27 protein-coding genes and 3 pseudogenes are annotated in these 26,960 nt (G+C 73.1%); 11 read left to right on the top strand and 19 right to left on the bottom strand.

Features of this window, described 5'->3' with window-relative positions:
* Nucleotides 1-53: 53 nt before the first annotated feature.
* Nucleotides 54-1,298 (top strand): CynX/NimT family MFS transporter, encoded by a 1,245-nt coding sequence (locus tag ACZ38L_RS23295; RefSeq protein ID WP_465696645.1) that lies wholly within the window; start codon nucleotides 54-56, stop codon nucleotides 1,296-1,298.
* Nucleotides 1,299-1,369: 71 nt separating this feature from the next.
* On the opposite strand, the gene ACZ38L_RS23290 is transcribed toward ACZ38L_RS23295, so the two are convergent.
* The 4 genes from ACZ38L_RS23290 to ACZ38L_RS23275 all read right to left on the bottom strand — a co-directional run bounded on the left by ACZ38L_RS23290 (nucleotide 1,370) and on the right by ACZ38L_RS23275 (nucleotide 4,966).
* On the bottom strand, nucleotides 1,370-2,089 hold the full coding sequence (locus ACZ38L_RS23290; protein WP_465696724.1) for an ABC transporter permease: 720 nt from the start codon (nucleotides 2,087-2,089) through the stop codon (nucleotides 1,370-1,372).
* Between the two features lie 77 nt (nucleotides 2,090-2,166).
* Nucleotides 2,167-3,084, bottom strand: coding sequence for an ABC transporter ATP-binding protein (locus ACZ38L_RS23285; protein ID WP_465696642.1), 918 nt, complete (start codon nucleotides 3,082-3,084; stop codon nucleotides 2,167-2,169).
* Nucleotides 3,085-3,093: 9 nt separating this feature from the next.
* Nucleotides 3,094-4,017 carry an ABC transporter permease gene (locus ACZ38L_RS23280; RefSeq protein WP_465696640.1) on the bottom strand — a complete coding sequence of 308 codons (924 nt, stop codon included), beginning with the start codon at nucleotides 4,015-4,017 and terminating at the stop codon, nucleotides 3,094-3,096.
* Nucleotides 4,001-4,966, bottom strand: coding sequence for an ABC transporter ATP-binding protein (locus tag ACZ38L_RS23275; RefSeq protein WP_465696638.1), 966 nt, complete (start codon nucleotides 4,964-4,966; stop codon nucleotides 4,001-4,003). Before ACZ38L_RS23275 ends, ACZ38L_RS23280 begins: the two co-directional genes overlap by 17 nt.
* A gap of 251 nt (nucleotides 4,967-5,217) precedes the next feature.
* Here ACZ38L_RS23275 and ACZ38L_RS23270 point away from each other — a divergent pair, with 251 nt between their 5' ends.
* Entirely contained in the window at nucleotides 5,218-5,802 is a 585-nt protein-coding gene (locus ACZ38L_RS23270; protein WP_465696636.1) for a hypothetical protein, read from the top strand.
* 198 nt (nucleotides 5,803-6,000) lie between these two features.
* Nucleotides 6,001-6,237, top strand: a pseudogene (locus ACZ38L_RS23265) (LLM class flavin-dependent oxidoreductase); the annotation flags it as partial.
* Between the two features lie 50 nt (nucleotides 6,238-6,287).
* Here the strand turns inward: ACZ38L_RS23265 and ACZ38L_RS23260 are convergent.
* Nucleotides 6,288-6,689: a DNA-binding protein gene (locus ACZ38L_RS23260; RefSeq protein WP_465696634.1), complete on the bottom strand. Its 402-nt coding sequence runs from the start codon at nucleotides 6,687-6,689 to the stop codon at nucleotides 6,288-6,290.
* Nucleotides 6,686-6,934: a hypothetical protein gene (locus ACZ38L_RS23255; RefSeq protein WP_465696632.1), complete on the bottom strand. Its 249-nt coding sequence runs from the start codon at nucleotides 6,932-6,934 to the stop codon at nucleotides 6,686-6,688. Before ACZ38L_RS23255 ends, ACZ38L_RS23260 begins: the two co-directional genes overlap by 4 nt.
* Between ACZ38L_RS23255 and ACZ38L_RS23250 the strand changes: the two genes are divergently transcribed.
* On the top strand, nucleotides 6,928-7,884 hold the full coding sequence (locus tag ACZ38L_RS23250; protein WP_465696721.1) for an LLM class flavin-dependent oxidoreductase: 957 nt from the start codon (nucleotides 6,928-6,930) through the stop codon (nucleotides 7,882-7,884). The two genes, ACZ38L_RS23255 and ACZ38L_RS23250, sit on opposite strands and share 7 nt — an antisense overlap.
* Nucleotides 7,885-8,046: 162 nt before the next feature.
* Nucleotides 8,047-8,346 (top strand): hypothetical protein, encoded by a 300-nt coding sequence (locus tag ACZ38L_RS23245; RefSeq protein ID WP_465696719.1) that lies wholly within the window; start codon nucleotides 8,047-8,049, stop codon nucleotides 8,344-8,346.
* Nucleotides 8,347-8,361: 15 nt separating this feature from the next.
* Here the strand turns inward: ACZ38L_RS23245 and ACZ38L_RS23240 are convergent, their stop codons facing one another.
* The 4 genes from ACZ38L_RS23240 to ACZ38L_RS23225 form a co-directional block, all read right to left on the bottom strand.
* Nucleotides 8,362-8,973 carry a hypothetical protein gene (locus tag ACZ38L_RS23240; RefSeq protein ID WP_465696629.1) on the bottom strand — a complete coding sequence of 204 codons (612 nt, stop codon included), beginning with the start codon at nucleotides 8,971-8,973 and terminating at the stop codon, nucleotides 8,362-8,364.
* Nucleotides 8,970-10,139: an MAB_1171c family putative transporter gene (locus tag ACZ38L_RS23235; protein WP_465696627.1), complete on the bottom strand. Its 1,170-nt coding sequence runs from the start codon at nucleotides 10,137-10,139 to the stop codon at nucleotides 8,970-8,972. The genes ACZ38L_RS23240 and ACZ38L_RS23235 overlap by 4 nt, the downstream gene beginning before the upstream one ends.
* Nucleotides 10,136-10,762 (bottom strand): hypothetical protein, encoded by a 627-nt coding sequence (locus ACZ38L_RS23230; RefSeq protein WP_465696625.1) that lies wholly within the window; start codon nucleotides 10,760-10,762, stop codon nucleotides 10,136-10,138. Before ACZ38L_RS23230 ends, ACZ38L_RS23235 begins: the two co-directional genes overlap by 4 nt.
* Before the next feature lie 143 nt (nucleotides 10,763-10,905).
* Entirely contained in the window at nucleotides 10,906-11,541 is a 636-nt protein-coding gene (locus ACZ38L_RS23225; RefSeq protein ID WP_465696623.1) for a helix-turn-helix domain-containing protein, read from the bottom strand.
* Nucleotides 11,542-11,832: 291 nt separating this feature from the next.
* Here ACZ38L_RS23225 and ACZ38L_RS23220 point away from each other — a divergent pair, with 291 nt between their 5' ends.
* Nucleotides 11,833-12,663: an HAD family hydrolase gene (locus tag ACZ38L_RS23220; protein ID WP_465696621.1), complete on the top strand. Its 831-nt coding sequence runs from the start codon at nucleotides 11,833-11,835 to the stop codon at nucleotides 12,661-12,663.
* A gap of 73 nt (nucleotides 12,664-12,736) precedes the next feature.
* On the opposite strand, the pseudogene ACZ38L_RS23215 reads toward ACZ38L_RS23220, so the two are convergent.
* The 6 genes and pseudogenes from ACZ38L_RS23215 to ACZ38L_RS23190 form a co-directional block, all read right to left on the bottom strand.
* A pseudogene (locus ACZ38L_RS23215) lies at nucleotides 12,737-13,519 on the bottom strand (phosphate ABC transporter ATP-binding protein).
* The gene (locus tag ACZ38L_RS23210; RefSeq protein WP_465696726.1) at nucleotides 13,504-13,695 is read right to left on the bottom strand and encodes a hypothetical protein; all 192 of its coding nucleotides are present in this window, start codon (nucleotides 13,693-13,695) and stop codon (nucleotides 13,504-13,506) included. The pseudogene ACZ38L_RS23215 and the gene ACZ38L_RS23210 overlap by 16 nt, the downstream one beginning before the upstream one ends.
* Nucleotides 13,696-13,845: 150 nt before the next feature.
* Nucleotides 13,846-14,121, bottom strand: a complete 276-nt coding sequence (locus ACZ38L_RS23205) for a hypothetical protein (protein WP_465696619.1) — start codon at nucleotides 14,119-14,121, stop codon at nucleotides 13,846-13,848.
* A 146-nt stretch (nucleotides 14,122-14,267) separates the two neighbouring features.
* Nucleotides 14,268-14,357, bottom strand: a pseudogene (locus ACZ38L_RS23200) (hypothetical protein); the annotation flags it as partial.
* Nucleotides 14,358-14,669: 312 nt separating this feature from the next.
* Nucleotides 14,670-15,812 (bottom strand): phosphate ABC transporter permease PstA, encoded by a 1,143-nt coding sequence (pstA, locus tag ACZ38L_RS23195; RefSeq protein WP_465696617.1) that lies wholly within the window; start codon nucleotides 15,810-15,812, stop codon nucleotides 14,670-14,672.
* A gap of 124 nt (nucleotides 15,813-15,936) precedes the next feature.
* Nucleotides 15,937-16,257, bottom strand: a complete 321-nt coding sequence (locus ACZ38L_RS23190) for a hypothetical protein (protein ID WP_465696615.1) — start codon at nucleotides 16,255-16,257, stop codon at nucleotides 15,937-15,939.
* Nucleotides 16,258-17,820: 1,563 nt separating this feature from the next.
* Between ACZ38L_RS23190 and ACZ38L_RS23185 the strand changes: the two genes are divergently transcribed.
* Nucleotides 17,821-18,570 carry a class I SAM-dependent methyltransferase gene (locus ACZ38L_RS23185; protein WP_465696612.1) on the top strand — a complete coding sequence of 250 codons (750 nt, stop codon included), beginning with the start codon at nucleotides 17,821-17,823 and terminating at the stop codon, nucleotides 18,568-18,570.
* Between the two features lie 173 nt (nucleotides 18,571-18,743).
* Here the strand turns inward: ACZ38L_RS23185 and ACZ38L_RS23180 are convergent, their stop codons facing one another.
* Complete coding sequence (locus ACZ38L_RS23180; protein WP_465696610.1) at nucleotides 18,744-19,334, bottom strand: hypothetical protein; 591 nt, start codon at nucleotides 19,332-19,334, stop codon at nucleotides 18,744-18,746.
* Between the two features lie 1,305 nt (nucleotides 19,335-20,639).
* On the opposite strand from ACZ38L_RS23180, the gene ACZ38L_RS23175 reads away from it, so the two are divergent.
* Complete coding sequence (locus tag ACZ38L_RS23175; RefSeq protein ID WP_465696608.1) at nucleotides 20,640-21,812, top strand: TolB family protein; 1,173 nt, start codon at nucleotides 20,640-20,642, stop codon at nucleotides 21,810-21,812.
* 86 nt (nucleotides 21,813-21,898) lie between these two features.
* Here the strand turns inward: ACZ38L_RS23175 and ACZ38L_RS23170 are convergent, their stop codons facing one another.
* Nucleotides 21,899-22,483: a hypothetical protein gene (locus ACZ38L_RS23170; RefSeq protein ID WP_465696606.1), complete on the bottom strand. Its 585-nt coding sequence runs from the start codon at nucleotides 22,481-22,483 to the stop codon at nucleotides 21,899-21,901.
* A gap of 209 nt (nucleotides 22,484-22,692) precedes the next feature.
* On the opposite strand from ACZ38L_RS23170, the gene ACZ38L_RS23165 reads away from it, so the two are divergent.
* The 3 genes from ACZ38L_RS23165 (at nucleotide 22,693) to ACZ38L_RS23155 (ending at nucleotide 24,918) form a co-directional block, all read left to right on the top strand.
* Nucleotides 22,693-23,121: a GntR family transcriptional regulator gene (locus ACZ38L_RS23165; RefSeq protein WP_465696604.1), complete on the top strand. Its 429-nt coding sequence runs from the start codon at nucleotides 22,693-22,695 to the stop codon at nucleotides 23,119-23,121.
* Nucleotides 23,118-24,227, top strand: a complete 1,110-nt coding sequence (locus ACZ38L_RS23160) for a DUF1648 domain-containing protein (protein ID WP_465696601.1) — start codon at nucleotides 23,118-23,120, stop codon at nucleotides 24,225-24,227. The genes ACZ38L_RS23165 and ACZ38L_RS23160 overlap by 4 nt, the downstream gene beginning before the upstream one ends.
* A gap of 175 nt (nucleotides 24,228-24,402) precedes the next feature.
* Nucleotides 24,403-24,918 (top strand): hypothetical protein, encoded by a 516-nt coding sequence (locus tag ACZ38L_RS23155; RefSeq protein WP_465696599.1) that lies wholly within the window; start codon nucleotides 24,403-24,405, stop codon nucleotides 24,916-24,918.
* A 46-nt stretch (nucleotides 24,919-24,964) separates the two neighbouring features.
* Here ACZ38L_RS23155 and ACZ38L_RS23150 read toward each other — a convergent pair whose 3' ends face one another.
* Entirely contained in the window at nucleotides 24,965-26,779 is a 1,815-nt protein-coding gene (locus ACZ38L_RS23150) for a GAF domain-containing sensor histidine kinase (protein ID WP_465696597.1), read from the bottom strand.
* Nucleotides 26,780-26,960 lie beyond the last annotated feature (181 nt).

The raw sequence follows: 26,960 nt of genomic DNA, 5'->3' as shown, positions 1-26,960 counted from the left end.
GGCACCCCCTCCCCACGCCTCCTGCCGTCCCCCCGTACCGAGAAAGCACAACCATGCCCGTCACCCGTGCCCAGCGGCCGGTGGCCACTCCGGCCGTCCCCGTCCGCGACCGGCTCGCGCACCCTGCCCTGCTGCTCACCGGGATCGTCCTGGTCGCCCTGAACATGCGCGCCTGCCTCGCGGCCATCTCCCCGATGGTCGGCGAGATCCAGCGCACCTTCGGCCTCTCCACCACTGCGAGCGGGCTGATCACCACCGTGCCGGTGCTCTTCCAGGGCGTCGGCGCGCCGCTCACCCCGCGGCTCACCCGGCGGTTCGGCACCGAGCGGGTGGTGCTCGGAGCGGTGCTGGTGCTGGGCGCGGGCGTGCTGCTGCGGGTGCTGCCCTCGGTGGTCGCGCTCTACGCGGGCTGCGTGGTGATCGGCGTGGCGATCGCGGTGCTGAACGTCTCGATGCCCGGGCTGGTGAAGCGCGAGTTCCCGGACCGGGCCGCCACCATGACCGGCGTCTACTCGACCACCATGCTGGTCGGCGCGACCCTGGCGGCCGGCTCGTCGGTGCCGCTGGAGCACGCACTGGGCGGCGGCTGGCGAGCCTCGCTGGGCACCTGGTCGCTGCTCGCGCTGGTCGCGGCGATCGCGTGGCTGCCGCAGGTGCTCCGCGCCCGGCAGCCGCGGACGGCCGAGGCCGCTCCGGTGCGGCCGACGGCGGCCGTGGCGCGGCCGATCAACGGGATCTGGCGGCTCCCGCTCGCCTGGCAGATCAGCCTCTTCATGGGCATCTCCTCGCTGCTCGTCTACACCCTGGTGGCCTGGATGCCGACGATCCTGGCGGCCCACGGGATGAGCCGGGACGAGGCCGGCCTGGTCTTCGCCTTCAGCAACCTGGTGCAGGTGGCCGGGGCGTTCCTGGTACCGCTGCTGGCCGGCCGGCTGCGGCGGCAGAGCGGTCTGGCGCTGGCGATGGCGGTGCTGAACGCGGCCGGGATCACCGGGCTGCTGGTGGCACCGGTGTCGGGCGCCTGGCTGGTGGCGGCGGTGCTCGGGGTGGCCCAGGGCGGCTCGCTCGGGCTGGCGCTGGCGTTCATCGTGCTGCGCACCGACAGCGCGGCCGGCGCTGCCCAGCTGGGCGGGATGACCCAGGCGGTCGGCTACCTGATCGCCGCCGCCGGGCCGGTGGGCGCCGGGGCGCTGCACCAGCTGACCGGCGGCTGGACGGTGCCGCTGGTGCTGATGCTGGTCTTCGCGGGCATCGCGGCGGCGGCCGGGCTCGGCGCCGGGCGGGACCGCACGCTGTAACGACGGCAGAACGACGGACGGCACCCGGCCCATCGCCGGGTGCCGTCCGTCGTTCTGCCGTCGGTCCTCCGTCAGTCCCCGGCGGCCAGGGTGAGGCCGGCCAGCCGGGCCGCGGCCAGCCAGCCGGCCCCGACCGTGACCAGCACCAGCAACGGCACCGCCGCGCCGAGCCCGACGTTCGTGCTGATCCCCCCGTGCGGCGCCACCGCCCTGGCCACCGCGAGCCCCCACTGCTGCACCGAGAGGGTCCGGGCGCCCTCGACGAAGTTGCCGACCACGCTCTCCCAGATCAGCGCGTAGGCCAAGCCGGCCACCACGGCGTTCCGGGTCACCACGCCGAGCAGCAGGAAGAGCGAGCTGTAGGCGGTGCTGGCCACCAGGACGCCGACCGCGTAGCCGACCGCCAGTGCGTCCTTCGTGCCGTAGAGGACCAGCCCGGCCAGCAGGGTCGGCACGGCCGCCACCACCCAGCTGGTCAGCACCGCCACGATCAACTTGGTGGTGATGATCTGCCAGCGCGGCAGCGGCTTGGCGAGCAGGTAGACGATCGAGCCGTCGTCGATCTCGGTGGAGATCACGCCGGTACCGACCACCACGCCGAGCAGCGGGACCAGGGTGCCCAGGCCGAGCTGGCCGAGGATGGTGGCGGTCAGCTGCTGCTTGTCGGCGCTCGAGCCGCGGGCGATCACGGACATCAGCAGCAGCAGGCCCGGGACGACCAGCAGCAGGAGGCCGCGCCGGCTGCCGAGCAGGCCGCGGACGGTCAGCCGGGCCACGGTCGTCCGCAGGATGGGGTGCAGCACGGGGCCAGCCTTTCGAGTGCGTGCGGTGGGGTGGGGTGGGGTGGGGTGGGGTGGGGTGGGGGCCCTCAGGAGGCGACCAGGTAGGAGAAGACGCTCTCCAGCGACTCGTCCGCGGGGGAGACGGTGAGGAGCCGGATCCCGGCCGCCTGGGCGACCCGCGGCAGCAGCGTGGTGAAGCCCTGGAAGTCGATCGCCTGGACCCGCAGGCCGCCCTCCTTCCGGTCCAGCTCGATCCCGGCCGTCGAGCCGTCCGCGATCAGCGCGGCGGCGAGCCGGCGGTCGTCGCTGGAGCGGACCAGGTAGCGGTGCGGACGGTCGGTCATCAGCCGGCGGATCCGGCGGAAGTCGCCGGAGGCCGCGTGCCGGCCGGCCACCACCACCTCGATGTGCCGGGCCAGTTGCTCGACCTCCTCGAGGATGTGCGAGGAGAACAGCACCGTCCGGCCGTCCGCCCCGAACCGGCGCAGCAGCTCCATCAGCTGCAGCCGCTGGCGCGGGTCCATGCCGTTGAACGGTTCGTCGAGCAGGAGCACGGCCGGGTCGTGGACCAGCGCCGAGGCCATCTTGACCCGCTGCTTCATGCCCTTGGAGTAGGTGCCGGTCGGGCGCTCCCGAGCGTGCTCCATCTCGACCAGGGCGAGCGCCCGGCGGGCGGCGGCGCCCGGGTCCGGCAGCCCGTGCAGCTCTGCGTTGGCGAGCACGAACTCCCAGCCGGTCAGGTGGTCGTACATCGACTCCCGTTCCGGGACCAGGCCGATCGCCCGGTACACCTGCTGGTTGCGCCAGATCGGCGCGCCGTCCAGGGTGACCGAGCCCGTCGAGGGGGCCAGGAAGCCGCTCATCAGGTGGATGAGCGTGGACTTGCCCGCGCCGTTCGGCCCGAGCAGGCCGGTGACGCCCGGGCCGATGCTCATCGACACGTCGTTGACGGCGACCACGTTGCCGAACCAGCGGGAGACCCGGTCGATGCCGATGACAGCCATGACGCCCCCTCAGATGTTCCGGTAGCGGCGCAGCAGCAGCCCGTACGAGCCGGCCACCAGGCCGGCGATCGCCAGCCCGAAGACCGCCGCGCCGACCGCCCCGGCGGGGGTGCCCGGCGCGCCGCCCTGCCGGGCCAGGCCGCAGACCTGGTTGGTGAAGAGCTGCACCAGACTGCTCGGTGACAGCAGGTACGGCCAGCGCGAGGAGTCCCCCACGCGGTTGTCGAGCAACGCCGACAGGATGCTCGCGATCAGCTGGCTGACCACCAGCAGGCCCATGATCGCGGCCACTCCGAAGCCGCGGCGTGGGGTGGCCGCGGCGATCAGCAGGCCGACCGCCGAGAAGACCACGGCGTAGAGCAGCGCGGCCAGCAGGCCGAAGCCGAGGTGCGCGGTGTTGTGGCCGAGGTCCAGTCCGCCGAGCAGTGCGCCGACGTAGAGGATCAGCAGCGGCGACGCCATCACCACCAGCAGGGCGCAGACCATCGCCGCGGCCTTGGCGCGCACGTAGTCGGTGCGGGTGATCGGGCGGGAGAAGTACAGCGGCACGGTGTGGTTGCGCAGGTCGCGGGAGAGCAGCACCGGCGCCTGGGCGGCCACGAAGATCTCCGCGAAGAGCAGTCCGACGCCGTCCAGGTACTGCGGATAGTCCGTGACCAGGCGGGTGCCGTGCTGCAGCACGGTGATCGCCACCAGCGCCGCGGCCGGCAGCGCCATCGCCGCCACGATCAACATCGGCAGCACCTTGGACCGGCCGGCGCGGCCGAGGCCGAAGGCGCCGCGCAGGCCCTGGGTGAAGAGCGAGCGGGTGGCGTAGGAGCGGCCGAGCCGGGGGCCCTGGTAGCCGCGGTAGCCGATGTCGTGGATCACCCCGTCGGCACGGGGCCCGGTGGCCGCCGGTGGTAAGGCCGCGGCGTCAGGCGGTACGGTCATCGGCTGCCTCCCGGGCGAAGATCTCGGAGACCCGGTGCCGGCGCTGTTCCAGGCGGACCAGACCGAGCCCGAGGCCGGCGACGGTGTCGCGAACGATGTCGTAGGTCTGCTCGCCGGCCAGCTCCACCAGCAGGATCCGCGAGCCCTCGGCGCGGACGGTCAGCCCGGCGGCGGTGAGCCGCTCGCGGACCGCCCGGTCGGCGTCGAAGGCGGGCTGGTCGCCGACCGGGTCGGTGACCTCCACCGCCAGCAGCCGGGTCGCCTCGGTGAAGGAGGCGGTGGAGGAGGAACGCAGCAGCCGGCCGCCGTCGATCACCACCAGGTGGTCGCAGGTGCGCTCCAGCTCGCCGAGCAGGTGCGTGGTGACCAGCACGGAGATGCCGAACTCGTGGTGGACCCGGCGGATCAGCTCCAGCATGTCGTCCCGGCCGACCGGGTCGAGTCCGTTGGTCGGCTCGTCCAACAGCACCAGCCTCGGGTCGTGGACCAGCGCCTGGGCCAGCTTCACGCGCTGCTTCATGCCGGTCGAGTAGCCGCCCATCGGGCGGTAGCGCTCCTCGTACAGCCCGACGTGACGCAGCGTGTCGGCGGTCCGCTCGCGGGCCGCGGCGGCGGGCAGGCCGGCCATCCGGGCCATGTGCACCACGAACTCGGTGGCCGAGACGTCCGGCGGCAGGCAGTCGTGCTCGGGCATGTAGCCGACCCGCTCGCGGATCGCCGAGCCCTCGGTGGCGACGTCCAGCCCGAGCACCTCGCCGGTTCCGGAGGTGGCCGGGGAGAGGCCGAGCAGGATCTTGATGAGCGTGGACTTGCCCGCGCCGTTGGCCCCGACCAGGCCGACCACCCCCGGCCGCACCTCCACGGTCAGCTGGTCGAGGGCGGTGACCCGGGGGAACCGCTTGGTGAGGGCGTCCGTCCTGATGACGGGCGGTGCAGGGGCTGTGGACACCGCTCGAACCTATCGGGCGCCAACGGTTTCTGGCGTTAGCTCGAGTGACGAGGCGTCACTCCATCCGCGGGATGACGTGCCGAGCCCGGTCCCCTAGGGGGCACCCGTGCCGGTGCCCGGCGGCCGACTCGCCCATCCGGCCCAGCGCGCGGCCTCCTGATGACAACTCCACCGTTCCGGCCGAACATGGTTCTAAGGGAATTCTCACCCCAGCCCACCCTCCGCACTCGCGCTCCCTGGGGGGATCACCGATGCCCGCTCGTTCCAGCACCCGCCGCCGCACCCGCCTGCTGGCCGGAACCGCCGCCGCCCTGGCGATCGGCGCCGGCCTGCCGCTGCTCTCCGCCGCCGCGGCCCCGGCCGCCGCGCCCACCCCCGCGTGCCCCGGCACCGCGTCCACCGCGGGCCACCAGGGCACCGCGGCCAGCGCCTTCCTGCCCGACCAGCCGAGCAGCATCACGGCGGGCGGCAGACCGGTCGTCATCGGCCTGGAGATGGCCAACCTCACCGGCACCGACTATCCGCGGATCGCCCCCTCGCTGGTCCTCACCGGCGCCCGGGGCGCCGACGGCCTCCACCCCGGCGACCTCAGCGTCCAGGTGATGAGGAACGGCGCGTGGCAGCCGCTACCGGTGCTGCCGGGCTGCGACTCGGGCCTGGGCGCCGACACCTCGTCCCTCGCCCAGCGGCTCGCCAACGGCCACGCCGCGCGCTTCATGTTCCGCGTCGCCCTCTCCGCCAAGGCCCCCGCCCACCAGAACGCGGTCACGGTCACCTCCGGCACCGGCCTCAACGACCGCCCCAACCGGCTCACGCTCCACGTCCTGCGCCACTGACCGACCGGGACCGGGCGGGCGCGATCGTCGGACCGGCGCGACCGCGACGCGGCGGTGACGCGGCCGGCGCAGGTCCCGAGAGCACCGGGCACGACCGTGACGTCGCCGTGCCCCGGGTGCGGGACGGCGGCGAGCATCGCGTCGACGGCGTACTCGTGGCCGGGCGGTCCCTCGAAGGCGAGCAGTAGGGTCGGGAGCATGCGTCTGAGCACAGTGATCCTCCCGATACACCGGTGGAACGAGGGACAGAAGATCTGGCAGCGGGCCGAGGACCTCGGGTTCCACGTCGCGTACACCTACGACCACCTGTCCTGGCGGTCCTTCCGCGACGAGCCGTGGTTCGGGGCGATCCCGACCCTGACCGCCGCCGCGACGGCGACCGAGCGGCTGCGGCTCGGGACGCTGGTGACCTCGGTCAAGCCTCGTTCACCTATCGCAGCCTGAACTGCGGGAACGCTCGTCAGGAGCGTCCGGGCCTCGCTGGCTCAGATCGCGATGAGTCGGACACGAGTGCCGCAGAGCTTGGCCATGTCGTCGACGTCCGAGGTGAGCATGGCCACCGGTCCCGGCTGGCGCAGCGCCATCTCGGCGACGGTCGCGTCGATCGCGTACTTGTGGCCGTGCAGGCCGGCCTGCTTCAGCAACTCGGCCGAGGCTCGTGCGGCCTGTTCGGTGACCGCCTCGATCTTGACCTGCGAGAGCACCCAGTTCAGCCGAGGAGTGTTCACCCGTGCGTGCATGACCTCCACGATGGTGTTGGCGCAGACCACCAGATCGGCCGCCATGGAGTGGAAGGAGCGGATCATCGCAATCACGCTACGGTCCTGCGAGATCCAGGCGGACGCTCCTTGGGAGTCCAGTACGACGGTCTCGATGCGCTCGCTCACGCGGCGTCAGCCGTGTTCTCGGGCTCGGTCGAGCGGAAGATCCTCGCGTGTGCGGCGGCGAGCTCCTCCTCCGTGAACGCACCGTGCTCCTCTTCGTAGCGGCGCAGTTCCTCGCCGAGCAACTGGTGTCTGATCTGCCGGGCGACCGCCTCGGCGACGTAGCCGGAGACGTTGTCCGTGAGCTTCTTCAACTCGGCCACCTGCTCAGTGGGCAGGGTGACCGTGATCCGGGTGGTAGCTGCCATGGGGCAAGCATACTGCGGTATGTCTCGGCTTCGTCGGGCTTTCACGGCATAGGGTCGGCGGTATGCGTCTGAGTGCGGTGATCCTCCCCATCCACCGGTGGGCCGAGGGGCAGAAGATCTGGCGGCGGGCCGAAGAACTCGGCTTCCACGCTGCATACACGTACGACCACCTGTCGTGGCGGTCATTCCGGGACGCGCCGTGGTTCGGAGCCGTCCCCACGCTGACCGCCGCAGCGATGGCTACGGAGAGTATGCGTTTGGGTACCCTGGTGACCTCGCCGAACTTCCGGCACCCGGTGACCCTGGCCAAGGAGCTGATCACCCTCGACGACGTCTCCGGCGGCCGGCTGACGGTCGGGATCGGGGCCGGCGGCACCGGGTACGACGCGACCGCGATGGGCCAGCAGGCCTGGTCGCCGAAGGAGCGGGCGAACCGGTTCGGGGAGTTCCTGCCGCTGCTGGACGAGCTGCTCAGCCAGCCCGCGACCACCCGGGAGGGCGAGTACTACGAGGCCGTCGAGGCGCGGAACATCCCGGGCTGCGTGCAGCGGCCGCGGGTGCCGTTCTACGTGGCGGCGACCGGCCCGCGCGGGCTGCGGCTGGTGGCCGAGTACGGGCAGGGCTGGGTGACGTACGGCGACCCGCGCGGCCCGGCGGACGTGCCGGCCGACCAGGCGCCGGCCGTGGTCGCCGGGCAGCTGGCGAAGCTGCGGACCGCCTGCGAGCAGCGCGGCCGGGACGTCGCCGAGCTGGAGAAGGTCCTGCTGCAGGGCTCGACCGCGGAGCGGCCGCTGGCCTCGCTGGACGCCTTCGTCGACTGGGCCGGCACCTACCGGGAGCTCGGCATCACCGAACTGGTGATCCACTGGCCGGTCCCCGACTCGATCTTCGAGAACGACCTCGCGGTCTTCGAACGGATCGCCACCGAGGGCCTGGCCCAGCTGGGCTGAGCGCCCGCCGCCGTCCGCGGGCGACGACCGCCCGGTGGTCGCCCGCGGACGGGCCCTGGTTCCGCTCCGGGATGCCGCTCGTGTCGCGCGAACGGCCGGGCGCGCGACGCTGGAAGGAGCAGCCGGTTGCCGGACCGGCGGTGGATCTAGGAGGTGGCCGTGATGTACGCACGGTTGAGCACCTACCAGAGCGGCCCCATCCCCCCGCACGTCGATCTGGCCGAGGGCAGCGCGCCAGCGCTGCGCCAGGTGCGGCAGTTGCCCGGGTTCTGCGGCGCCTACTTCCTGACGGACCGGGCCAGCGGCCGGGAGATCGTGCTGAGCCTGTGGAAGGACGAGGAGTCCATGTGGGCCAGTGAGGCGAAGGCTGCCCAGATCCGTGCCGAGAGCGCGGCGCGCGAGCAGCAGCAGATCATCAGTGTCGATCACTTCGAGGTCGGCTTCGCGCACCTGGAGGACTGACCCCCGTCTCCGGGATCAGCGCAGGGCCACGAAGGTGGCCCCCGCCACGGCGGCCCCGAGCGCCGTGCCGACCAGGACCTGGCCGAGGGTGTGGTCCCGCAGCTTCACCCGGGACCAGCCGACCACCGCGACCAGCGGGTACAGCGCGAGCAGCCACGGCCCGTAACTCAGTGCCAGGATCACGACGGCGCCCGAGGAGACCGCCGTGTGCACGCTGACCTTCCAGAACGTGGTGATCGCCAGGATCGCGGCCAGCGCGGCCAGCATCGCGGCGACCAGCGCGACCAGTGCCGCAGGGGCGTGGCAGATCAGCATCAGCGACATCCCGCACAGCACCGAGGCCATGATCAGCGGTATCACCACCAGCCGGTCCTGCCGCCGCCGGACGTGCCGGTCACCCCAGTGCCCGCGCCGCTCGCCGGCCTTGATCAGCAGGATCGGGATCACCCCGGAGAACAGCGCGGCCTCGACGCCCCAGGCCACCCCTGGCAGCCGGCCCGCGTGCCAGCCCACCAGCAGGGTGACCGCGATGATCCAGTTCTTCGGCTCCAGACCGTCGGTGATCAGCCGGGCCGGCCGGGACTCGACGGCGACGGCGGGCGTGGGACGGGTGGGGGCGGTGGTCACGGGATGTCCTGGGGTTCGGCGTGAGCATGGGTGTGGGCGAAGGCGTCGGCGGTGGGCGAGCGGTAGGCCTCCGCGAGGCGGCACAGCCGGCGGGTCTCGGTCTCGAAGTCGAGTTCCGCGAACCCGCCCGCGGCCGGCTGCGCGGGCACGCCGACCGGCGCCCGGCCGGCCAGCCGGTCGGACCGGGCCGCTCGCAGCCAGAGCGCTTCGGTCATCGCGTCCAGCGGCTCACCGCTCAGCCCGGTCCGCGCTGCCGCTTGCCGGGCCCGCTCGCGCAGCCCGTCGGGGGCGTGCGGGGCGAGCACCAGCTCGGCGTCCCGGATCTCGATCACCAACCGGTGCAGCCGCACCCGCGGCCCGCGGCCGAGTTCCGCGGTCAGCACCACCTCGGGCACGGCTCCGGTGAGCGAGGTCCACAGCCCGCCGAGCCGCCGGGCGGTGCGCCGGTCGCGCAGCCCGCGCCACGCCACGCCGACCGCGGGGACCGAGTTGCCGACCACGATCAGCGCGATGGCCGACCACTCGATGCCGTAGAGGACGGCGGAGCCCACGAACATCGGCCGGTCGAAGAGGTGCAGCACCACCTGGCAGAGCCGCAGCACCGCGTAGACCACGCCGGCCGCGGTGCCGGCGCCCAGGATCCGCAGGCCGACGCCCAGCCAGCCGACCCCGGCCCTGGTCCCGTACGTCCAGAAGAGCCAGCTGGCGACCAGCATCGAGCCGCCCAGGTAGCCGGTGAAGATCAGCGCGTAGCAGGCGGCCGGGACGGAGCCTGGGTAGGCCAGGTAGAAGTCGGTGACCTCGGTCGGCTGGTGCAGCAGACTGAACGTTCCTGCCAGCCCCGCCGAGGCGACGAGCACGGCGGTCCGCAACGGTGCGCGCAGCCGGGCCGCCAGCTCGGGCCGGGAGATGTCGGCGACGAAGGTCAGCACCGCACCGCAGGCGATGATGCCGACCACGTGCTTGATCGGCACGGTCAGGTTGTGGACGTGGCTGACCCGGTCGATCCAGGCGGTCAGCGCGGGCAGGCCGAGGGTGATCGCGACCGTGAGCCCGGCGAACGCGGTCCACAGCGAGCGCTGGCGCGGGGTCCGGACGGCGGCGGGCAGGCGCCAGCAGGTGACCACCCAGAGCATGACGATGACGGCGAGCTTGGCGGGTGTCACGAGCTGCGCACCGGGTGCCCGAAGGCGTCGTCGAGGCGGGCCAGTACGTCGGCGGAGTCCCGGGCGTCCGGGTACGGGGCGGTGGCCCGGGTGACGCGCTCCAGGATCAGGGTGGCCAGCGCCTCGGCCTCGCTCTCCTGACGGCTGCTGTAGCCGTCGCGGGCGAGCAGGGCGAGCACCCGGTCGGTGGCCAGGCCGAGCTCCTGGTCGGCGACCCGGTCGGCGGCCACGGCCAGCGCGGCCTTCGGGTCGTGAGCGGGCGCAGTGGTTTCGGCAGGGGCGTCGGCAGGCGTCCCGGCGGCGTCGGGGGCCGGGGTGAGCGGGCCGACGTCGGGCGTCAGATGGCCGAGCAGCATGTGCGAGATCTCGTGCAGGACGATCTGGGTCTTCAGGATGGGTTCGGCCGCGGCGTCGTAGAACACCAGGTCGGCGCGGTCGGTGCCGAGCCAGAGCCCGCACGGCAGGTCCACCTCGCCGGGGTTGGCCACCGGCACCAGGTGCAGCGGGCGGCCACGCTGGTCGGCGATGTGGCGGCAGAACTCGGTGAGGTCGAAGGGACGCGGCACGGTCGGTCGGTCGGCCAAGGCGGCGAGGTCGGCGCGCGCCTGTCTTCGCCACTTCATGGAGGCCCTGTTCCTCTGGGAGTCGCCTGGTGCGCCGCGCCCGCACGGCCCGGCCGCGGGTGGACGGGAGTAGCCGGCGTGTCACGGATCGACGAGTAGCTTAGACGGCCGGTGCCACGGCCCCCACCCCGCTACTCACCGCGCTAGTCACCGCGCTGCTCGACCCGCTGGCGGCCACGCCGGGCCAGGTTCACCTCGGGCAGACCCTCGATCTTGCGGACCTGGTCGACGATGGTGCGCAGGCCCTGGAGCGCTCGCGGCGAGAGGCCGGCCAATCGGAAGGCGACGGCACGGATGTTGCTGTCGGCCAGCATGTCGGCCAGCTCGTCGGTGGGAGCCGCGGAGGCCGCTGGGGCGACCGTGGGGGCGGCCGGGGGGACGGCCGTCGGGGGGACCACCGCCATCGCGGCGGGCATGGCGCCCGGAATCCGCGCGGGATCGGCGGCCCGGAGGTCCGCCTTGAGCTCGCAGAGCCGCTCGTCCACCCGCTCGGCGACCGTGTCGTCCAGGAAGTAGGCCGCCGGGACGCCGAAGAAGGCCGCGATCGCCTCCAGGGTGTTGACCGTGGGGTTGGTCTTGGCCCCGGTCCGGATCTGCTGGAGCGTGCCGTGCGAGACCGTGGGGCCGCCGGGCGCGGCCTGCTGCTTGATCGCCTGCGCGACCTCGTGGTAGCTGAACGGTCCGCGGTGCGCCGGGTGGATCTCCCGGAAGAGGTGGTCGAGCTTCTCCGCGAGGGTGCGTCGGCCGGGTGCGGGCCGGATGCCCATCGACTCAGCCATCGGAATCACCGTTCCTCGTCCGCGAAGCTCCAGGGGGTTCTGTTCGAATCATCCCAGTATCCACTCAAATGGATGTCGGATCTGACTGAACCGCCTTGTTTCATCCACGGTTGACAGCCCCCGGTGGGGTCAGCGTATGTTCAAGCGCACCGTCCAACAAAATAGACGGCAGCCGGCGGCACACGGTCACACGGGGGTTGACCGCGTGCCGCCGGCGCTGTTTCCGGGCCTGTTTCCGGGCCCGCTTCCGGGCCTGTCCACCTGGCCGACCGCACCTGCGAGGATGGATGGGTGACCCAGGCTGCCCCGCGCCCCCGACTGATCGCCACCGACCTCGACGGCACCCTGCTGTGCCGCGACGGCATGGTGTCCGAACGGACCGCCGCCGCACTCGGCGCGGCCGAGGAGACCGGGCTGCAGGTCGTCTTCGTGACCGGCCGGCCACCGCGCTGGATGCAGCACCTCGGCCCGCACATCGGTGACCACGGGGTGGCGATCTGCTCCAACGGCAGCGTGGTCTTCGACGTCCAGCGTCGAGTGGCGCTGGAGAGCTTCCCACTGCCGGTCGCGGAGGCTCGCAAGGTGATCGGGCTGCTGCGCGAGCGGCTGCCCGGCACGGCGTTCGCCTTCGAGTGCCCACTCGGGTTCGCCCGGGAGCCGGAGTACCAGGTGCCGATGTGGGGAGCCGAGGAGGACCACCCGGTCGGGCCCGCCGAGGAGCTGCTGACCGACGGCCGGGTGCAGGACACCTACAAGGTGCTGGCCAAGCACCCCGATCTGGATCCCGACCGCTTCCTCGGCGAGGCCCGTGCCGCGGCCGGCCCGCTGGCCGAGATCACCCGTTCCAGTCCGATATCCCTGCTGGAGATCAGCGCGCCGGGTGTCACCAAGGCCAGCACGCTGGCCCGGTGGTGCGCCGAGCAGGGCATCGACCGCAGTGCGGTGGTCGCCTTCGGCGACATGCCCAACGACCTGGAGATGCTGGCCTGGGCCGGTACCGGGTACGCCGTCGCCAACGCCCACCCCGAGGTCCTCGCCGCGGTCGCCCAGCACACCGTCAGCAACGACGACGACGGCGTGGCCCGGGTGATCGAGGATCTGATCGGCCGCCGGGCCGGCTGAGCGCCTCCGCCACCTACTGTCCTTCTACCCTCCTCACACTTCCCTCCTCCTCACGCCTCCCGACCCAACCCCGTCAGCCGAAGCGGCCGTTGACGTAGTCGGCGGTGCGGTGGTCGACCGGGTCGGTGAAGAGCCGCTCGGTCGGACCGGCCTCGACGATCCGGCCCGGCGTGTCGTGACTCGCCAGGAAGAACGCGCAGGACTGTTAAACCCGCTGTGCCTGCCGTATGTTGTGGGTGACGATGACCACGGTGAGCCGCCCGCGCAGCTCGGCGATGGTCTCCTCCATCCGGCGGGTCGAGGTCGGATCCAGCGCCGAACAGGGCTCATCCATCAGCAGCACGTCCGGCGAGACGGCCAACGAGCGGGCGATGCACAGCCGTTGCTGCTGACCGCCGGAGAGCGCGCCACCGGGGGTGTGCAGCCGGCCACTGACCTCGTGCCACAGACCCGCGCGCCGCAGGCTGCTCTCCACCAGGTGCTCGCGGTGCTCGCGGTGCTCGCGGGAGACCCGGATCCCGGCCAGCTTGAGGCCGCTGGCCACGTTGTCCGCGACCGACATCGCGGGGAACGGGTTGGGCCGTTGGCAGACCATCCCGATCCGGCGCCGCACCTCGGCCGGGCGGCGGCCGTGCGCGTAGACGTCCTCCCCGTCCAGCAGGACCTCACCGGCGAGTTGGGCGCCGCGCACCATCTCGTGCATCCGGTTCAGGGTCCACAGGAAGGTGGACTTGCCGCAGCCGGACGGCCCGATCAGCGCGGTCACCTCACCGGCCGCCATGGTGAGCGAGACCCGGTCGAGCACCTTGCGGGCGCCGAACCACGCGGAGACGTCCCGGGTCACCAGGCCGGCCAGCCGGGCGGCCCCCGGATCGCTCGCCCCGGCTGCCCCAACCTCCCGGCCGCGGGGTCCGCGGCGGTCGGCTGGACCGGCAGCGGCAGCGGCAGCGGCAGCGGCAGGGTGACGGTGCTGGCAGCGGGGACCTCGGGCTCGTCGGCGGCGGCGGGCTGGTCGTGCGGGTGGCTGGTCATCGGCGGTCCTTCCGGGCACTGGTACGGGCGGTGCGGGCGCGGCGGCATCGGCGGGCCGGCATGCGAGCGGGCGGGCGGGCGGGCATCCAAGCGGACGGCCCGCCATGCGAACGAACGGACCCACGAGGGGGCGGACGTCGACAGCGGACGTCAATAGAGGTTCGGCAGCAGCGCGGCGGCGTTCTCGTAGACCGCCCAGAGCAGCGCGGCGACCACCGGGACCGACGCCAAGTACGCCGCCCGTCGCTGCCGACTACGGGCCGCGACCGTCGCCGCCAGCACCGCGCCGAACAGCGCGAGCGCCCAGAGCTCGAGCGCGGCCAGCGCGCCGGCGTCCACCGCCAACGCGTGGTCGGCCGGGAGCAGGGCCGGCCGGCCGTACGGGTTGTCCTGGGCCGGGCCGTCCAGCCGCGCGCCGACCAGCACGTGCCGGTGGGGATCCAGCCCGAGTCGCTGGTGGTCAGCACCAGCCGGGCCGGAGCCGCCGGGTCACGGATCGGATGGCTCCCGTCCCCGTACGCGTTGACGGTGTAACTGAACCTGCCCTGGCCGGTGGTGGCGTAGATCTTGTCGCCCAACCACAGCGCGGCGAGCCGCCCGAACGGCGCGCCGAACGCCGTGCCACGCCCGAACAGCACCGCTGTCCCCTGCTGACCGGGCAGCGCGGTGTCCCTGCGGTGGCCGGGGCCACGCGGCGGCCGAGCCGATCGGACGGAAGTCGATCTGGATGCCCTGGGTCGAGACGTCGGTGCGCCACTTGTCGAGCGCCGGTCCCGCCCACGACGAACCGTCGGCGCTCAGCGAGGTGTCCGCGACCGCCTGCGGCCCGGCCAGCAGCAGGACCGGAAAGGCCAGCAGCAGGACGAGGGCACGCAGGGCCCGGCGACGGCGGGCGGGGGCCCAGGGCATGGCGGTTCCTCCGATACGAGGGGCGGGTGGCGGCGTTGCCGCGGACGTGAGCGGGCCGGCGGGTCTCATCTGCCGCCCTCCTGCCGGCTGATCGCGCGACGCTGGCGCCGGGTCAACTCGCCCGGCCGGCGGCCACCGAGCAGCCGGGCGGCCACGAAGAGGACCAGCACCAGCGCCATCAGGGTCAGCCCGGCGGCGGAACCACGCGCGATCACGTCCGGGTAGGGCTGCCGGACGTAGTTCCAGACGTAGCGCGGCAGACTGACCTGGTGACCAGTGAACGGGTCGGCGTTCAACCGGGCGGTGAAGCCGGCCGTGAGCAGCACCGGCGAGGTCTCGCCGACCCCGCGCGCCACGCCCAGGATCACCGCGGTCGCCAGCCCCGGGCGGGCGGTGGGCAGCACGACGTTCCAGACCGTGCGCCACTGACTGCCGCCGAGCGCGTAGGAGGCCTCCCGCAGCGTTCCCGGAACCAGCCGGATCACCACCTCGGCGGCGCGGGTGACGATCGGCGTCATCATCACGGTGAGCGCCAGCGAGGCGGCGAAGCCGCTCGACTCGACGCCCAGGGTCAGGATCACCACCCCGAGCACGAAGAGCCCGGCCACCATGGACGGCAGCGCGGTCATCGCCTCCACCAGGGTCCGGACCGGGCGGGCCGTCCGGCCGCCGACCTCGGAGAGGAAGACCGCCGTGGCGATCCCCAGCGGCACCGCGAACAGGGTGGCCAGGCCGGGCTGTTCGAGCGAGCCGACCACGGCGTGCAGCACCCCACCGGAGGGGGTCGGCGAGAGCGCCGAGGTGTGCTTCATGGTCTGGGTGAAGAAGTTGCCGTGGGTGACGGCGGGCAGCCCGCGCATCGTCACGAAGACGAGCTGCTCGACGATCAGCACGACCAGCAGCAACCCGGCGCTCCAGGCCACTACTGTGACCAGCCGCTCCCGCACGGTCAGCCGGTCCCACTGCAGGCTGCCGAGCGCGTAGCAGAAGGCCAGGAAGAGCAGGTACCAGCAGAACAGGAAGCCCTGCGCGCCGCTGAGCGGCAGCAGCCGCTCGTAGAGCAGCCAGTCCAACGCCAGCGAGCCGACCGCCGCGCCGACCAGGATGGCGACCTCCGGGCCGGTGACACCGCCGAGGCGCCGGCGGTGCTCCGGTGGCGCGGCCGGGCCCAGCGCCGGCACCGCCGCGGGCAGGTCCAGGGTGGTCATCGGGGCTTCCCTTCGGAGTCGGACCAGCGGGGTGGTGATGCGGAGGGGCCGGGCGCGGGTTGCGCGGCGGGGGCTGACGGGTTGGCCGGCATGGGAGGGGCGGTCATGGTCGGTCCGGTCATGGTCAGTCCGCCGTCGCGGCGCCGGAGCGGGAGCGGCCGACCACCACGCCCGCCAGCACGTTCACCAGCAGGGTGAGCCCGAAGAGCACCAGGCCGGCGGCCATCAGCGCGGAGAGCGAGAGGCCGTCCGACGCACTGAAGCGCAGCGCGATCAGGGCGGAGATCGAGTTGGCGCCGTTCTCCAGCACATGACCGGTGATCCTGAAGGCCGGAGAGATGATCACCGCGACGGCGATGGTCTCCCCCATCGCCCGCCCGAAACCCAGCATCACCGCGCCGATCATCCCGCCCCGGCTGAACGGCAGCACCACCGTGCGGACCATCCCCCACCTGGTGCCGCCCAGCGCGTACGCCCCTCGCGCTCGCCCTGCGGCGCCTGGAGAACACCTCACGGCTGAGCGAGGTGATGATCGGCGTGATCATCAGGGCCACCACCAGCCCGGCGATGAAGGTCGAGGAGGTGTAGGAGGTCCCGATGTCACCGGTGGTCACCTTGAAGAACGGGACGACACCGCCCAGGTGGAGCGCCAACCAGCTGACCAGGCCGACGATTCGCGGTTGCAGGAAGAAGAACCCCCACAGCCCGTACACGATGCTCGGGATCGCGGCCATCAGGTCCACCAGGGAGACCAGCGGCCCACGCAATCGGGCCGGCGCGTACTCCGAGATGAAGACCGCCGCGGTGAGCGAGACCGGCACGGCGAAGCAGCGCGCGACCACCGCGATCAGCACACCGTCCGGAAGCACCGCGGCGATGCCGAAGGTGCGCGCCTCGGTGCGCCAGCGCTGCTCGGTGAGGAACGACCACCGGGTGACCCGTAGTGCCTCGATACCGCGGAGCAGCAGGAAGAAGGCGATCAGACCCGTGATCGCGAAGACCGAGAGTCCGGCCGCCCGCAACAGCCCGCGGAAGACCCGGTCACCGGCGGTGGCGGGTGCGGTGAGGGTTCGCGGGCGGTCGCTGTCAGCGTCGGTGTCACCGTCGGTTCGGCCGAGGTGGGAGCCGGGCCCGGCGTCGGGAGCGGCGGTCGCGGGAGCGCCTGCCGCATCCCGCACCGGGATGCGGACGGTGTCGGCCGTGGGGTCCACCGCGGTGCTGGTGGCAGGAAAGATCCCGGCGAGAAGGGAACCCCCCTCCGGTACGGAGGGTTCGGAACCAGGACCGGGCAGACGTCCGGGTCCAGGGTCGGCTCCGGCTCCGGGCTCGGCGGGCGGCACAGGCTGCTCAGGTTTCATGGGTGATCGGCTCTCCGGCTCGGACGGGGTGGGCTTCTCCTGTGGCGCGGGGGCAGCGGCCGGGGCGCGGCCATCGCGCCGCGCGCGGGGCGTTCAGCCGCCGCCGACCGTCCTGCGCAGGCGGGCCACCAGCCGACCTCCGGCAGCCGGACCGCTCAGCAGGAGCACAGCCGGACCGCCGAACGAGCGAATGGTGGGGTGACGGTCGCGCGAATGGATCCACGGATTCCCGTGACCCCATTCGTCCATGAGCACATGACCTCTGACGGCCAGCCAGGTGTACGAGGCCCCAACCGGGCCCCGCCGGGGAGTGCGGCCCAAGCGACCGATCCCCACTCGCGTTCGGCGAGCCGCGCGCCGGTCGGCCGCACGGACGACCGGCCGGGAGTGCGGCGCCGCCGCCACCCGCCGAACGCCGCCGCGGCCTTCCGCCGGTACTCATGTCGGCACCGTAGACGGGTCAGCCGTAGTCGAACCACCCAGCGAGGTCCCGTCTTTGGGGTGGAGCCAACACCACTACGAAGACGGGCCCCTGGGGGAATGACCAGCCGACCCGGCGGGCCGATGCTGGTGTTCGTCAGTGGAGCACCAGCAGCTCCAGATCAGCTCGCTGACTGGTAGTCAGCAATGATTTCGAGGGCGGACTCACCATGAACGCTCGACACGCTCTGCACAGCCCCGGCCTCCGCCGTGGCCTGGCCGCCACCGCCCTCGGCGCGGCGGCCTGGTCCTGGTGGGCGCTGGACTCGGCGCCCTATCCGTACGCGCAGCGCCGCCTGCTCGACCTGCGGCTGCCGTTCCTCACCCAGCAGCGCCTGGAGTGCCTGCTGGAACTCCGTCCCGGTCAGCGGGTGTTGGAGATCGGCCCGGGTACGGGACTGCAGTCGCTCCGGATCGCTCCCCGGCTGGGCCCGGGCGGGCGGCTCGACATCGTGGACATCCAGCAGGAGATGCTGGACCACGTGATGCTCCGAGCCGGGCGGCTGGGGATCGACACCATCGTGCCGACCTGCGCGGACGCGCACGCGTTGCCCTTCCCGGACGAGGTCTTCGATGCCGCCTACCTGGTGACCGCGCTGGGCGAGATCCCCGATCCCGGGGTGGCACTGGCCGAGCTGCGCCGGGTGGTGCGCCCCGAGGGACGAGTGGTGGTGGGTGAGTTCTTCGACCGGCACCAGATCAGGCGCAGCACGCTGGCGCGTCGGGCGAACGCCGCGGGGATGCATGTCACGCGCCTGCTGGGCCCGCCCTTCGCCTACTACGCGCTGCTCCGCCCCTGCGGCTCCACGCACGGGGGATCACCCCCCGAGGCCACCGGGCCCCCCGCAACGAGGTCATTTGCGGCGCTGGAGGCCTTTTCCGGCAGGGGAGTTGGGACACCCAGCGGGGCGCCGGGGTGACGACACACGGTTCACCGGTCGGCCTGCGAAGTCGGCGACCAGCGAGCGGGAAGCAGCGTACCGGGTCTGGGTGACCGAGCACTCGGCGGCCGGTACGCGGCGAAACGCGACCGGGCCCACTCAGATGGTGGGCCCGGGGTGGGGCAGCTGGTCCCGGTAGGGCCGGGCCGGGGTCAGCTGCCGGCGGTGAAGGTCAGCGAAGCGGTCCCGGCGTGCTGGCCGGCCACGAGGAAGGAGGTGTTCAGCTGAGCGTCGGCGTACTGCGCGCCTTGCGGGTCCACCTCCAGGTCGGAGGCCTGCATGGTCTGGGTCTTCCCACTGACCGCGATGTTGATGTTGCCGACCGGGTCCAGCAGGTTCACCGGAGTCGTCCCACCCAGCGGCACACCGGTGATCGCCCAGTTGTCGACACTGAAGGCCAGCTTGGCGAACACCACGGTCCGCCCGGTCCTGGCACTCACCAGCAGGAGGTTTCCCCCCACCTGGATGTTTCCGTAGTACCCGGGGACGTCCGCCGAGCCGCCGGTCACCGGGAAGCTCGCGGAGAAGCCGGTGCTGCTGCTGTAGCCCGTGGTCGCACCAGGAAGCGCGATCGCGACGATGCCGGCCGAGAGTGACTGCTGGAGGAAGGCGCCATCCTCCTGCAGCACCAGACTGCCGGTCGGCGCAGTGGTGGTGGTAGCAGTCGAAGCCGAAACGGCGGCGAAGGCCGTGCCACCGAGACCGGGGACGGCGAGGGCGGCGGCTATCACGACGGCGGACACGGCGAGACTCGTCGATCGCCGGGCCCGGCCGGGTGCTACGCGGGGGGAGGTAGGCGGACCAGCGCCAGGTACGGCCCTGATCCTGGCTCAGCGTGTAACGGAGGGACCCCCGTTCGATCAGCAACTCACGGAGTGCGGCGACCAGTTCGAGTTCGCCGCGACAGAACCGCGCGGAGACCGCAAGCCGGCGGCCGTCGCCGGCCGCGAGCGACCAGCCGACCTTGCGGTCCGCCCCCTGGACGGCGAGCAACCGGGGCCCGCGCTGCGGCGCGCGTGGGTCAGACATCGTCGGACGTTCTCAGTGAGGAGGCTCCAGCCGGCCCGGCGGGGGTGGCAGGACCGACGTCCGGCGGGGCGGTGGTGGGGCTGGGCGCGGAGATGGGAGAGGGCGGCTGGGAGAGGGAAGGGGAAGGGACGGCAAGGGGAGCATGGCGAGTGGCGGGCCACCGTTGACCGCGACCGTCGGGGTCGTGTTCCGGCTGGCGCCCCAAGAGGGCGACGAAGCGACGGAAGGCGTTCTGGCAGGTCGCGTACCGCTCGTAGGCGCGGTTGGAGCGGGCGTCGGGCAGCCCGCGTGGGCCCGGGACCACCCAGATCCAGCCGATGCCGTCTCGGACGTGGGTGATCCGTGCCGTCAACTCAGCTGCCGAACGGCGCAATTCGTCAAAGCTGCGGGCGGCCTCGGTCGACGCTCGTAGACCGCCGAGGAGACCGCGACAATCCGGCCGTTCGGCGCCTTGAGCTGCCACTGGTAGCGCCCGTTGGCCGCCCGTTCGGTCTGGAACCCGCCACGAATGCCGTCGGCGCCCGCTTGCCCCCGGCCATTCGGCCCACTGCCGTCTCCCGTCCGATTCCACGCGGCGTCGCACGGCGAGGGACCCGTGACCACCGCGTAGAGATCCTGTGCTCGCGTTCCAACGGCCCCACGCTAGGTGGCCGGAGCCGGACACCGATAGGGCCGATACCGGCGTGGGAGGTCTGTTGGCCCGGAAGTTCTCTCCCGTTAGCGTCGATTGATGGTTCAACTTCTGTGGGGGCCAGGCGAGATGACGGAACAGGGCAGGTAGCGCCGGTGACCACGGCACTGCCGGGGCGGCTGGCCGATAGCGCCCCGAGGGGACGGCCTCCGGGGCCGGTTACACCGTCGTGACGCCAGACGAACAGATTACGGATCTCATGCTGACAGGCTTCTCTCATCGCACAGAGCGGCAGGCAGCCAGAACGGGCGCACCGAACCGGGGGACGGCAGGGCGGCTCGCAGCGAGCACATTCGAATCAGGTCCGCCACATCCGGGGGAAAGACTCATGGCCATCCGTCGCCGCCGCAACACCGCAACCGCCATCGCACTCACCGCTGCACTGACCACCGGCACCGCCCTGCTGCTGACCGCCTGCGGTCCGGACACCCCGACCGCCTCGGCCGGCGCCGGCAGCAGCGCCTCGGCCGTCCCGTCCGGCGCGCCGAGCGCCGCCGCCAGCACCGCTCCGGTGCCGGTGTCCGCCCAGCCCTCCACCGTGCCGACCGCCCCGGCCCAGCCGACCGGCGCTCCCAGCAGCGCCGGCACCAAGCCGACCGGTAACGGCTCCTCGGGCGGCGCCTCCGGCGGCAAGCCGAGCAGCACGCCCACCTCCTCCGCCCCCGCGCCCAGCACGCCCGCGAACGGCACCGGGGGCAGCTCACTGACCATCAGCAACGGCACCCAGTACGTGCTGATGAACGGCACCTCGGTGAACTTCGGCACCATCGTCCGTGACCTGGCCTGGTCGCCGGACGGCAGCAAGGCGGCCTTCATCGACGGCTCGGGCAACCTGGACATCGCCAACCCGAACGGCAGCGGCCGGGTGACCGTGGCCAAGAACCCCGGCGGTCAGGCCTGGTCCCACCCGACCTGGCAGGTCGCGCCGGCCGACTCGTCGGACCGCCTGCCCGCCAAGAACAACATCTTCTTCGTGTCCGGCCAGGGCGCGGCCGCCGTCCTGATGACCGTGCCGGCCACCAGTGTCAACGCCGGCCCGACCCAGCTGCCGCTGGGCGCGTACTCCTCCGACGTCCCGGAGCCGAACCCGGTCAACGGGAACTCCTGGGTGAACGGCGGCGGCGAGGCGGCCGAGGGCAGCAGCGTCTACCAGAACACCAACGGCGACGTCTACATCCGGGACGACTACCTGCGCCAGCAGGGCGGTGTGCTGACCCCGGGCTCCGAGCCCGCGCTGTCGCCCGACGGCAGCGAGGTCGTCTTCGTCCGTTCCGTCGATGGCCACGACCACCTCTTCGAGCAGGGCCTGCACAGCTCGGGGCAGGCCGCCAAGGACCTCACCCCGAACGCGACCACGGACTACACTGAGCCGGCCTGGTCCCCCGACGGCAAGACGATCGCCGTCCGGACCCCGCACGGCATCTCGACCCTCCCGGCCAACGGCTCCGCCGCGCCGACCCAGGTCTCGACCTCCACCGGCCTGCCCGCCTACCGGGGCTGATCCGGCGGACACCGGACCAGCGGCCAGCGGCCAGCGGCCAGCTGGCCGGACGGACAGCACACCGAGCGGCTCGGCCGGGCGCACCGTCAGTCGGCAGACTGACCGGGCGCCCGGCCGAGCCGCTCGAGTTCGGCCCGCAGTTCGTCCAGGTGCGCGTACGCCGTGTCGTGCGGCAGGAACTCCACCACGTCGAGGAACCGGAACAGCACCCGGGTGTCGGTGACCGCGAACTCGTAGTCGCCGAAGCCCACCACCGCGCCCAGCGCACCGCGGACCGCGCCCCGGGCCACGTGCGCGGTCAGCTCGTCCGGCTGCGCGGCCGACATCCCGCGCCGGGCGTTCGGCCGGGCCAGGTAGGGGCACACCATCGAGGCGTAGAGCATGCAAGCCCGGTGGCCCGGCCCCTCCAGGGTCGGCGCGAGGTTGCGGTAGGGCCGCCCGGCAGCCAGCGCCTCGCCGATCGCGGTGCTCTCGGCCGCACCCACCACCCGCCACACCGGCCCCTTGGGCATCAAGGTGTTGCAGACAGAGCAGAGTCTCCCCCGCGCGCAGTCGGCGCTCCGCCCGTAATCAGTGAGCGCGAACCGCGGCTCACCCTCCTCCCACGGGGTGATCGCGGGCACGGGGTAGCCACGCGGGTCGCGGGGCCTGCTCTGGATGGTCGTCGGCATCGGGACAGCGTCGAATCGCACACCCCATCCCTATCAGGCGGCGCCCCGAACGCATCCCCCGGCGGCAGGTCCCACGGACGGCGAGGTGGTGGGCGGACTCGGAGCAGGCGAGGTGGCGGGCGGACTCGACGCCGGGGCGGCGGGAGTTCTTGCCAGTGCCCACCTGTCTGTTCTATAAGTAATAGAGCAGACAGACAGTAGGAGCCGCCGTGATCCTCAGCCTCGACCTGACCAGCCAGGTCCCGATCTACCAGCAGATCCGGGACCGGGTCGTGGAGGCGATCGCCACGGGGGTGCTCGCCGAGGGCAGTCCGCTGCCGTCCACCCGGCAGCTCGCCGGGGACCTCGGCATCAACTTCCACACCGTCAACAAGGCCTACGACCTGTTGCGCCAGGAAGGGCTCCTGCTGCTCAACCGCAAGAGCGGGGCGGTGGTCCAGCGCGCCCCCGCCTCCGGGCCACCGGGACCGGGGTTCGCCGACGAGTGGTCGGCCCGCCTGCGCACCCTGCTGGCCGAGGCGACGGCCCAGGGCCTCGATGCCAAGGCCGTCCTGACGGCCTGCCAGGGAACGGTCGACTCGTTCGGAGTGCGGCCGCCCGACCGGGAAGTGCGAGACCGAGGGGGAGAACCGGCATGACGACCGGGCTGTTACTGATCAATGGAGTGCTTCCACTGCTGGTCCTGCTGCCTGCCTGGCTGGCGCCCTCGCTCAGCGGGCCGACCCTGGCGTTCGGGGTCCGGGTGCCGGCCGCCCACGCGGCGGCGCCGGTGATCGCCGAGCAGCGTCGGGCGTACCGCCGATGGGTGACGCTCGGCGGCGCCGCGCTGGTGCCGCTCGCGCTGGCGCTGTCCGCCGTGGCCACCGGCACCGTGCTGCGCACGGTGGGGCCGCTCGCCGCGGTCGCGGTCTGCCTCGCCGGCTACCTACGGGCCAACCGGGCGATCCGCGCGGTGAAGCAGCGGGAGGACTGGTACCGCGGGCTGCGGCAGGCCGTGGTCACGGACACCACGCTGCGCACCCGCCCGGAGCCCTTCCCGTGGCCCTGGGCGGCACCGGCCGCACTCGTCCTGGCGATCGGCACGGCGCTCGGGATCGCCCGCTACCCCTCGCTGCCGGACCGCCTGCCGATGCACTTCAACGGCCCCGGTCACGCCGACCGCTTCGCCGCGACGTCGGTCGGTACGGCCTTCGCGCCGGTCTTCGCCCAGGCCGCGACGCTCGGGCTGCTGCTGGCGGTGACCTGGTTCGCGTTCCGGTCCCGCGCCGACCTGGACCCGGCCCGCCCCGGCATCACCGCCCACCAGCACCGCGGCTTCATCCGGCGGACGGCGATCTCGGTGCTGCTGCTCACCGCCTGCGCCAACCTGTCGTTCCTGGCCGCGGCCTGGCAGATCTGGAACGGCGACCGGACGCTCACCCTGCTCCCGGTGCTCGCACCCGTGACGGTCGGCCTGACCCTGGTGATCGGCGTCGCGGTCCGGACCGGCCGGAACGGCAGCCGGCTCCCGGCCCGCCCGACCCCGGGGACCACGGAGCCGAAGGAGAGCGACGAGGTGCACCAGGACGACGACCGCCTCTGGCGGGCCGGCGGGCTCTTCTACGTCAACCGTCAGGACGGCGCGGTCTTCGTGCCCAAGCGGTTCGGGGTCGGCTGGACGGTCAACTTCGGCAACCCGCGCTCGGCCGGGTTGGCCGTGCTGCTCATCGCGTTCGTGGTCCTCATGTCCCTGATCGGCCGCTGATCGCGCGGCCGCGGTCACGCCCGCGCATCCGCCCGACGCCCGGAGCCGTCCGCCCCTGGCCGCGACTCCGGGCGCCGGGCCACCCTCGTCGGGAAGACCGCCAGGACCACCCAATGCTGCCCAACAACCCATCAGCAAAGGCGAGTTGGGCAACCAACCGGAGCGGGAGGAAGCGATGCGCGAGGAAGACGAACCGGACGGCAGACCGGACGGCGACCCGGACGGCGGCAGCGGCCTCGAGGGCCTCTGGACCCCGACCGACCTGCCGACGCTCGGTCTCCCCGGCTGGCCGGGCCGGCGGGGCATGATGATCTTCTCCGGCGCCGGCTTCGCCTCCGACCGGCAGTCGCAGAGCGTGCTGCACTCCTACCTGCCCGGCACCCGGCGCCCCGGCCGCCGGCGGCGGGTCCCACCGGTCATCGTGCTCCCCCAGACCCGGGCCCCCGACCACCGTGACACCGCCCTGCTGCGGCTGCTCGCCCACGGCGACCGCCCCGAACAGGTGCGCCGGGTCGCCGAGTTCACCGAAACCGTGCTGATCGGCGGCACCCCGGTGACCGCGCTGCGGCACCACTGGAGCGATCCGCGGGTCGCCGACGCCCAATTCGGCTGGGCCGACTGCACGGTGGTCGCCGCCTCCTGGCAACACCCGCTGGACGCCGCCTTCTTCGCCGCGCTGGCCCGCCTCTGACGCCCGGGCCGGAAGAGCTCAACCGCTCACGGAAGGGCTCGACCGCTCACAACCGGGCCGACCAGTGGACCCGGGTCCCACGCCGGCCGGGCCCCGGCTCGTGCCAGGCGGCGCCGCCGAGGTTCTCGGCCCGGCGGCGCAGGTTGGCCAGCCCGCTGCGCCGCCCGCCGGCCGGCATGCCCACGCCGTCGTCGGTGACGGTCAGCAGTACCCCCGGCCGCCCGCCCCGCTCCGGCGGCTCCGGGTCGTCCGGCGACACCTCCGAGCCCGACGGCACACCCGACACCGGGTACCCCCGGTCGTCCAGGTGCACCGTGGCGTCGACCTCCACCCCGACCCGGGAGGCCCGCGCGTGCCGGGCCGTGTTGGCGAGCATCTCCCGCAGTGCGGCCAGCAGTTGACGAGCGGTGGCATCGCCGACCAGGTTCTCCACCGGCCCCACGAAGCTCATCGACGGCTTGAAGCCGAGCGCGGCCGCCGCCTGGCTGCCCTCGCGCAACACCCTGGTCCGCAGGGTGTCCGGCTCGTCGCCGTGGTCGTCGTGCTGGAGCGCGTAGATGGTGGTGCGAACCTCCTGGATGGTGGCGTCCAGCTCGTCCACCGCCGTGCCGATCCGCGCCACCACCTCGGGCTTCTCGGACCGCCGGGCCGCGCCCTCCATGAGCATCCCGGTCGCGAAGAGCCGCTGGATCACCAGGTCGTGCAGGTCCCGGGCGATCCGGTCGCGATCCTGGAAGACCGCCAGCCGCTGCTGGTCGCGCTGGCCCTCGGCGAGTCGCAGGGCCAGCGCCGCCTGCGCGGCGAAGGCCTGCGCGAGCTGCTTCTCCGTCTCGCTGAACGGCTGTGCCCCGCGCCGGCGCCAGACCGTGAGCCCGCCCAATACCCGGCCGGACGCCACCATCGGCACCGCCATCGACGGGCCGAAACTCCGCGCCTGCCGCATCACCAGCGCCGGATCGGCGGACAGGTCGTCGATGAAGACGCTCTCGCCCCCGCGCAGCCGGGCCGCGTAGCCGGTGCCGGGGATCAGCTCGCCGGTGACGTACTCGGCCGCCTCGCCCGAGGCGTGCGAGACCCGCAGGCCGCCGTCGGCGGTGGGCAGCATGATCATCCCGAGCGCCGCGTCCGCCAGCTCGCGAACCTGCTCGGCCGCCACCGCGAGCGCGCTCTGCGCGTCGTCGGTGGAGAGCAGCGCGGTGGTCAGCGCCGCCGCACCCGCGATCCAGCGTTCCCGGCGGCGGCCCTCCTCGTAGAGCCGGGCGTTCTCGATGGCGACCCCGGCCGCCGCCGCCAGCGCGTGCACCACCTGGGCGTCCTCGGGCGTGAAGCCGCCGCCGCCCTGCTTCTCGGTCAGGTAGAGGTTGCCGAAGACCTCGTCGCGGACCCGGATCGGCTCACCGAGGAAGGAGCTCATCGGCGGGTGGTGCGGCGGGAAACCGGTCGAGCGCGGGTCCTCGGCCAGGTCGGCCAGCCGGAGCGGTTCGGGGCGGTCGATCAGCGCGCCGAGGATGCCGCGCCCGGACGGCAGGTCCCCGATCTCGGCGGCCGTCCCGTCGTCGATGCCGACGTGGATGAAGTCGGCCAGGCCCTGCCGACCCGGCGCTATCACGCCGAGCGCCGCGTAGCGGGCGTCCACCAGCTCGGCGGCGCCGGAGGCGATCCGGTGCAGCGTCGCGTGCAGGTCGAGCCCGGCGCCGATCGAGACCACGGTCGCCAGCAACCGCTGCATCCGCTCGGTGACCACGGCGGCCGACTGCAGCCGCTCGGCGACCTCGGTGACCAGGGTGTCCAGGCCCAGCGAGGAGATCTCGGGCACCCGGTGCGGCACGGGTCCGACGGACGGATCGGGCGTGGTCTCCATGGGCGCGAGCCTAGTTTGATCCGTTTTGATACGAAAGTTCGCCCACCATCGGACTACCGTCCGGCGGCCCGGAGGTGCGGGCCGGGAGCGGGGGGGGGGGGGGGGGGGGGGGGGGGGGGGGGGGGGGGGGGGGGGGGGGGGGGGGGGGGGGGGGGGGGGGGGGGGGGGGGGGGGGGGGGGG

It is taken from the genome of Kitasatospora sp. NPDC024654 (assembly GCF_055559155.1).
This window is presented reverse-complemented; position numbering and strand designations above follow the sequence as displayed.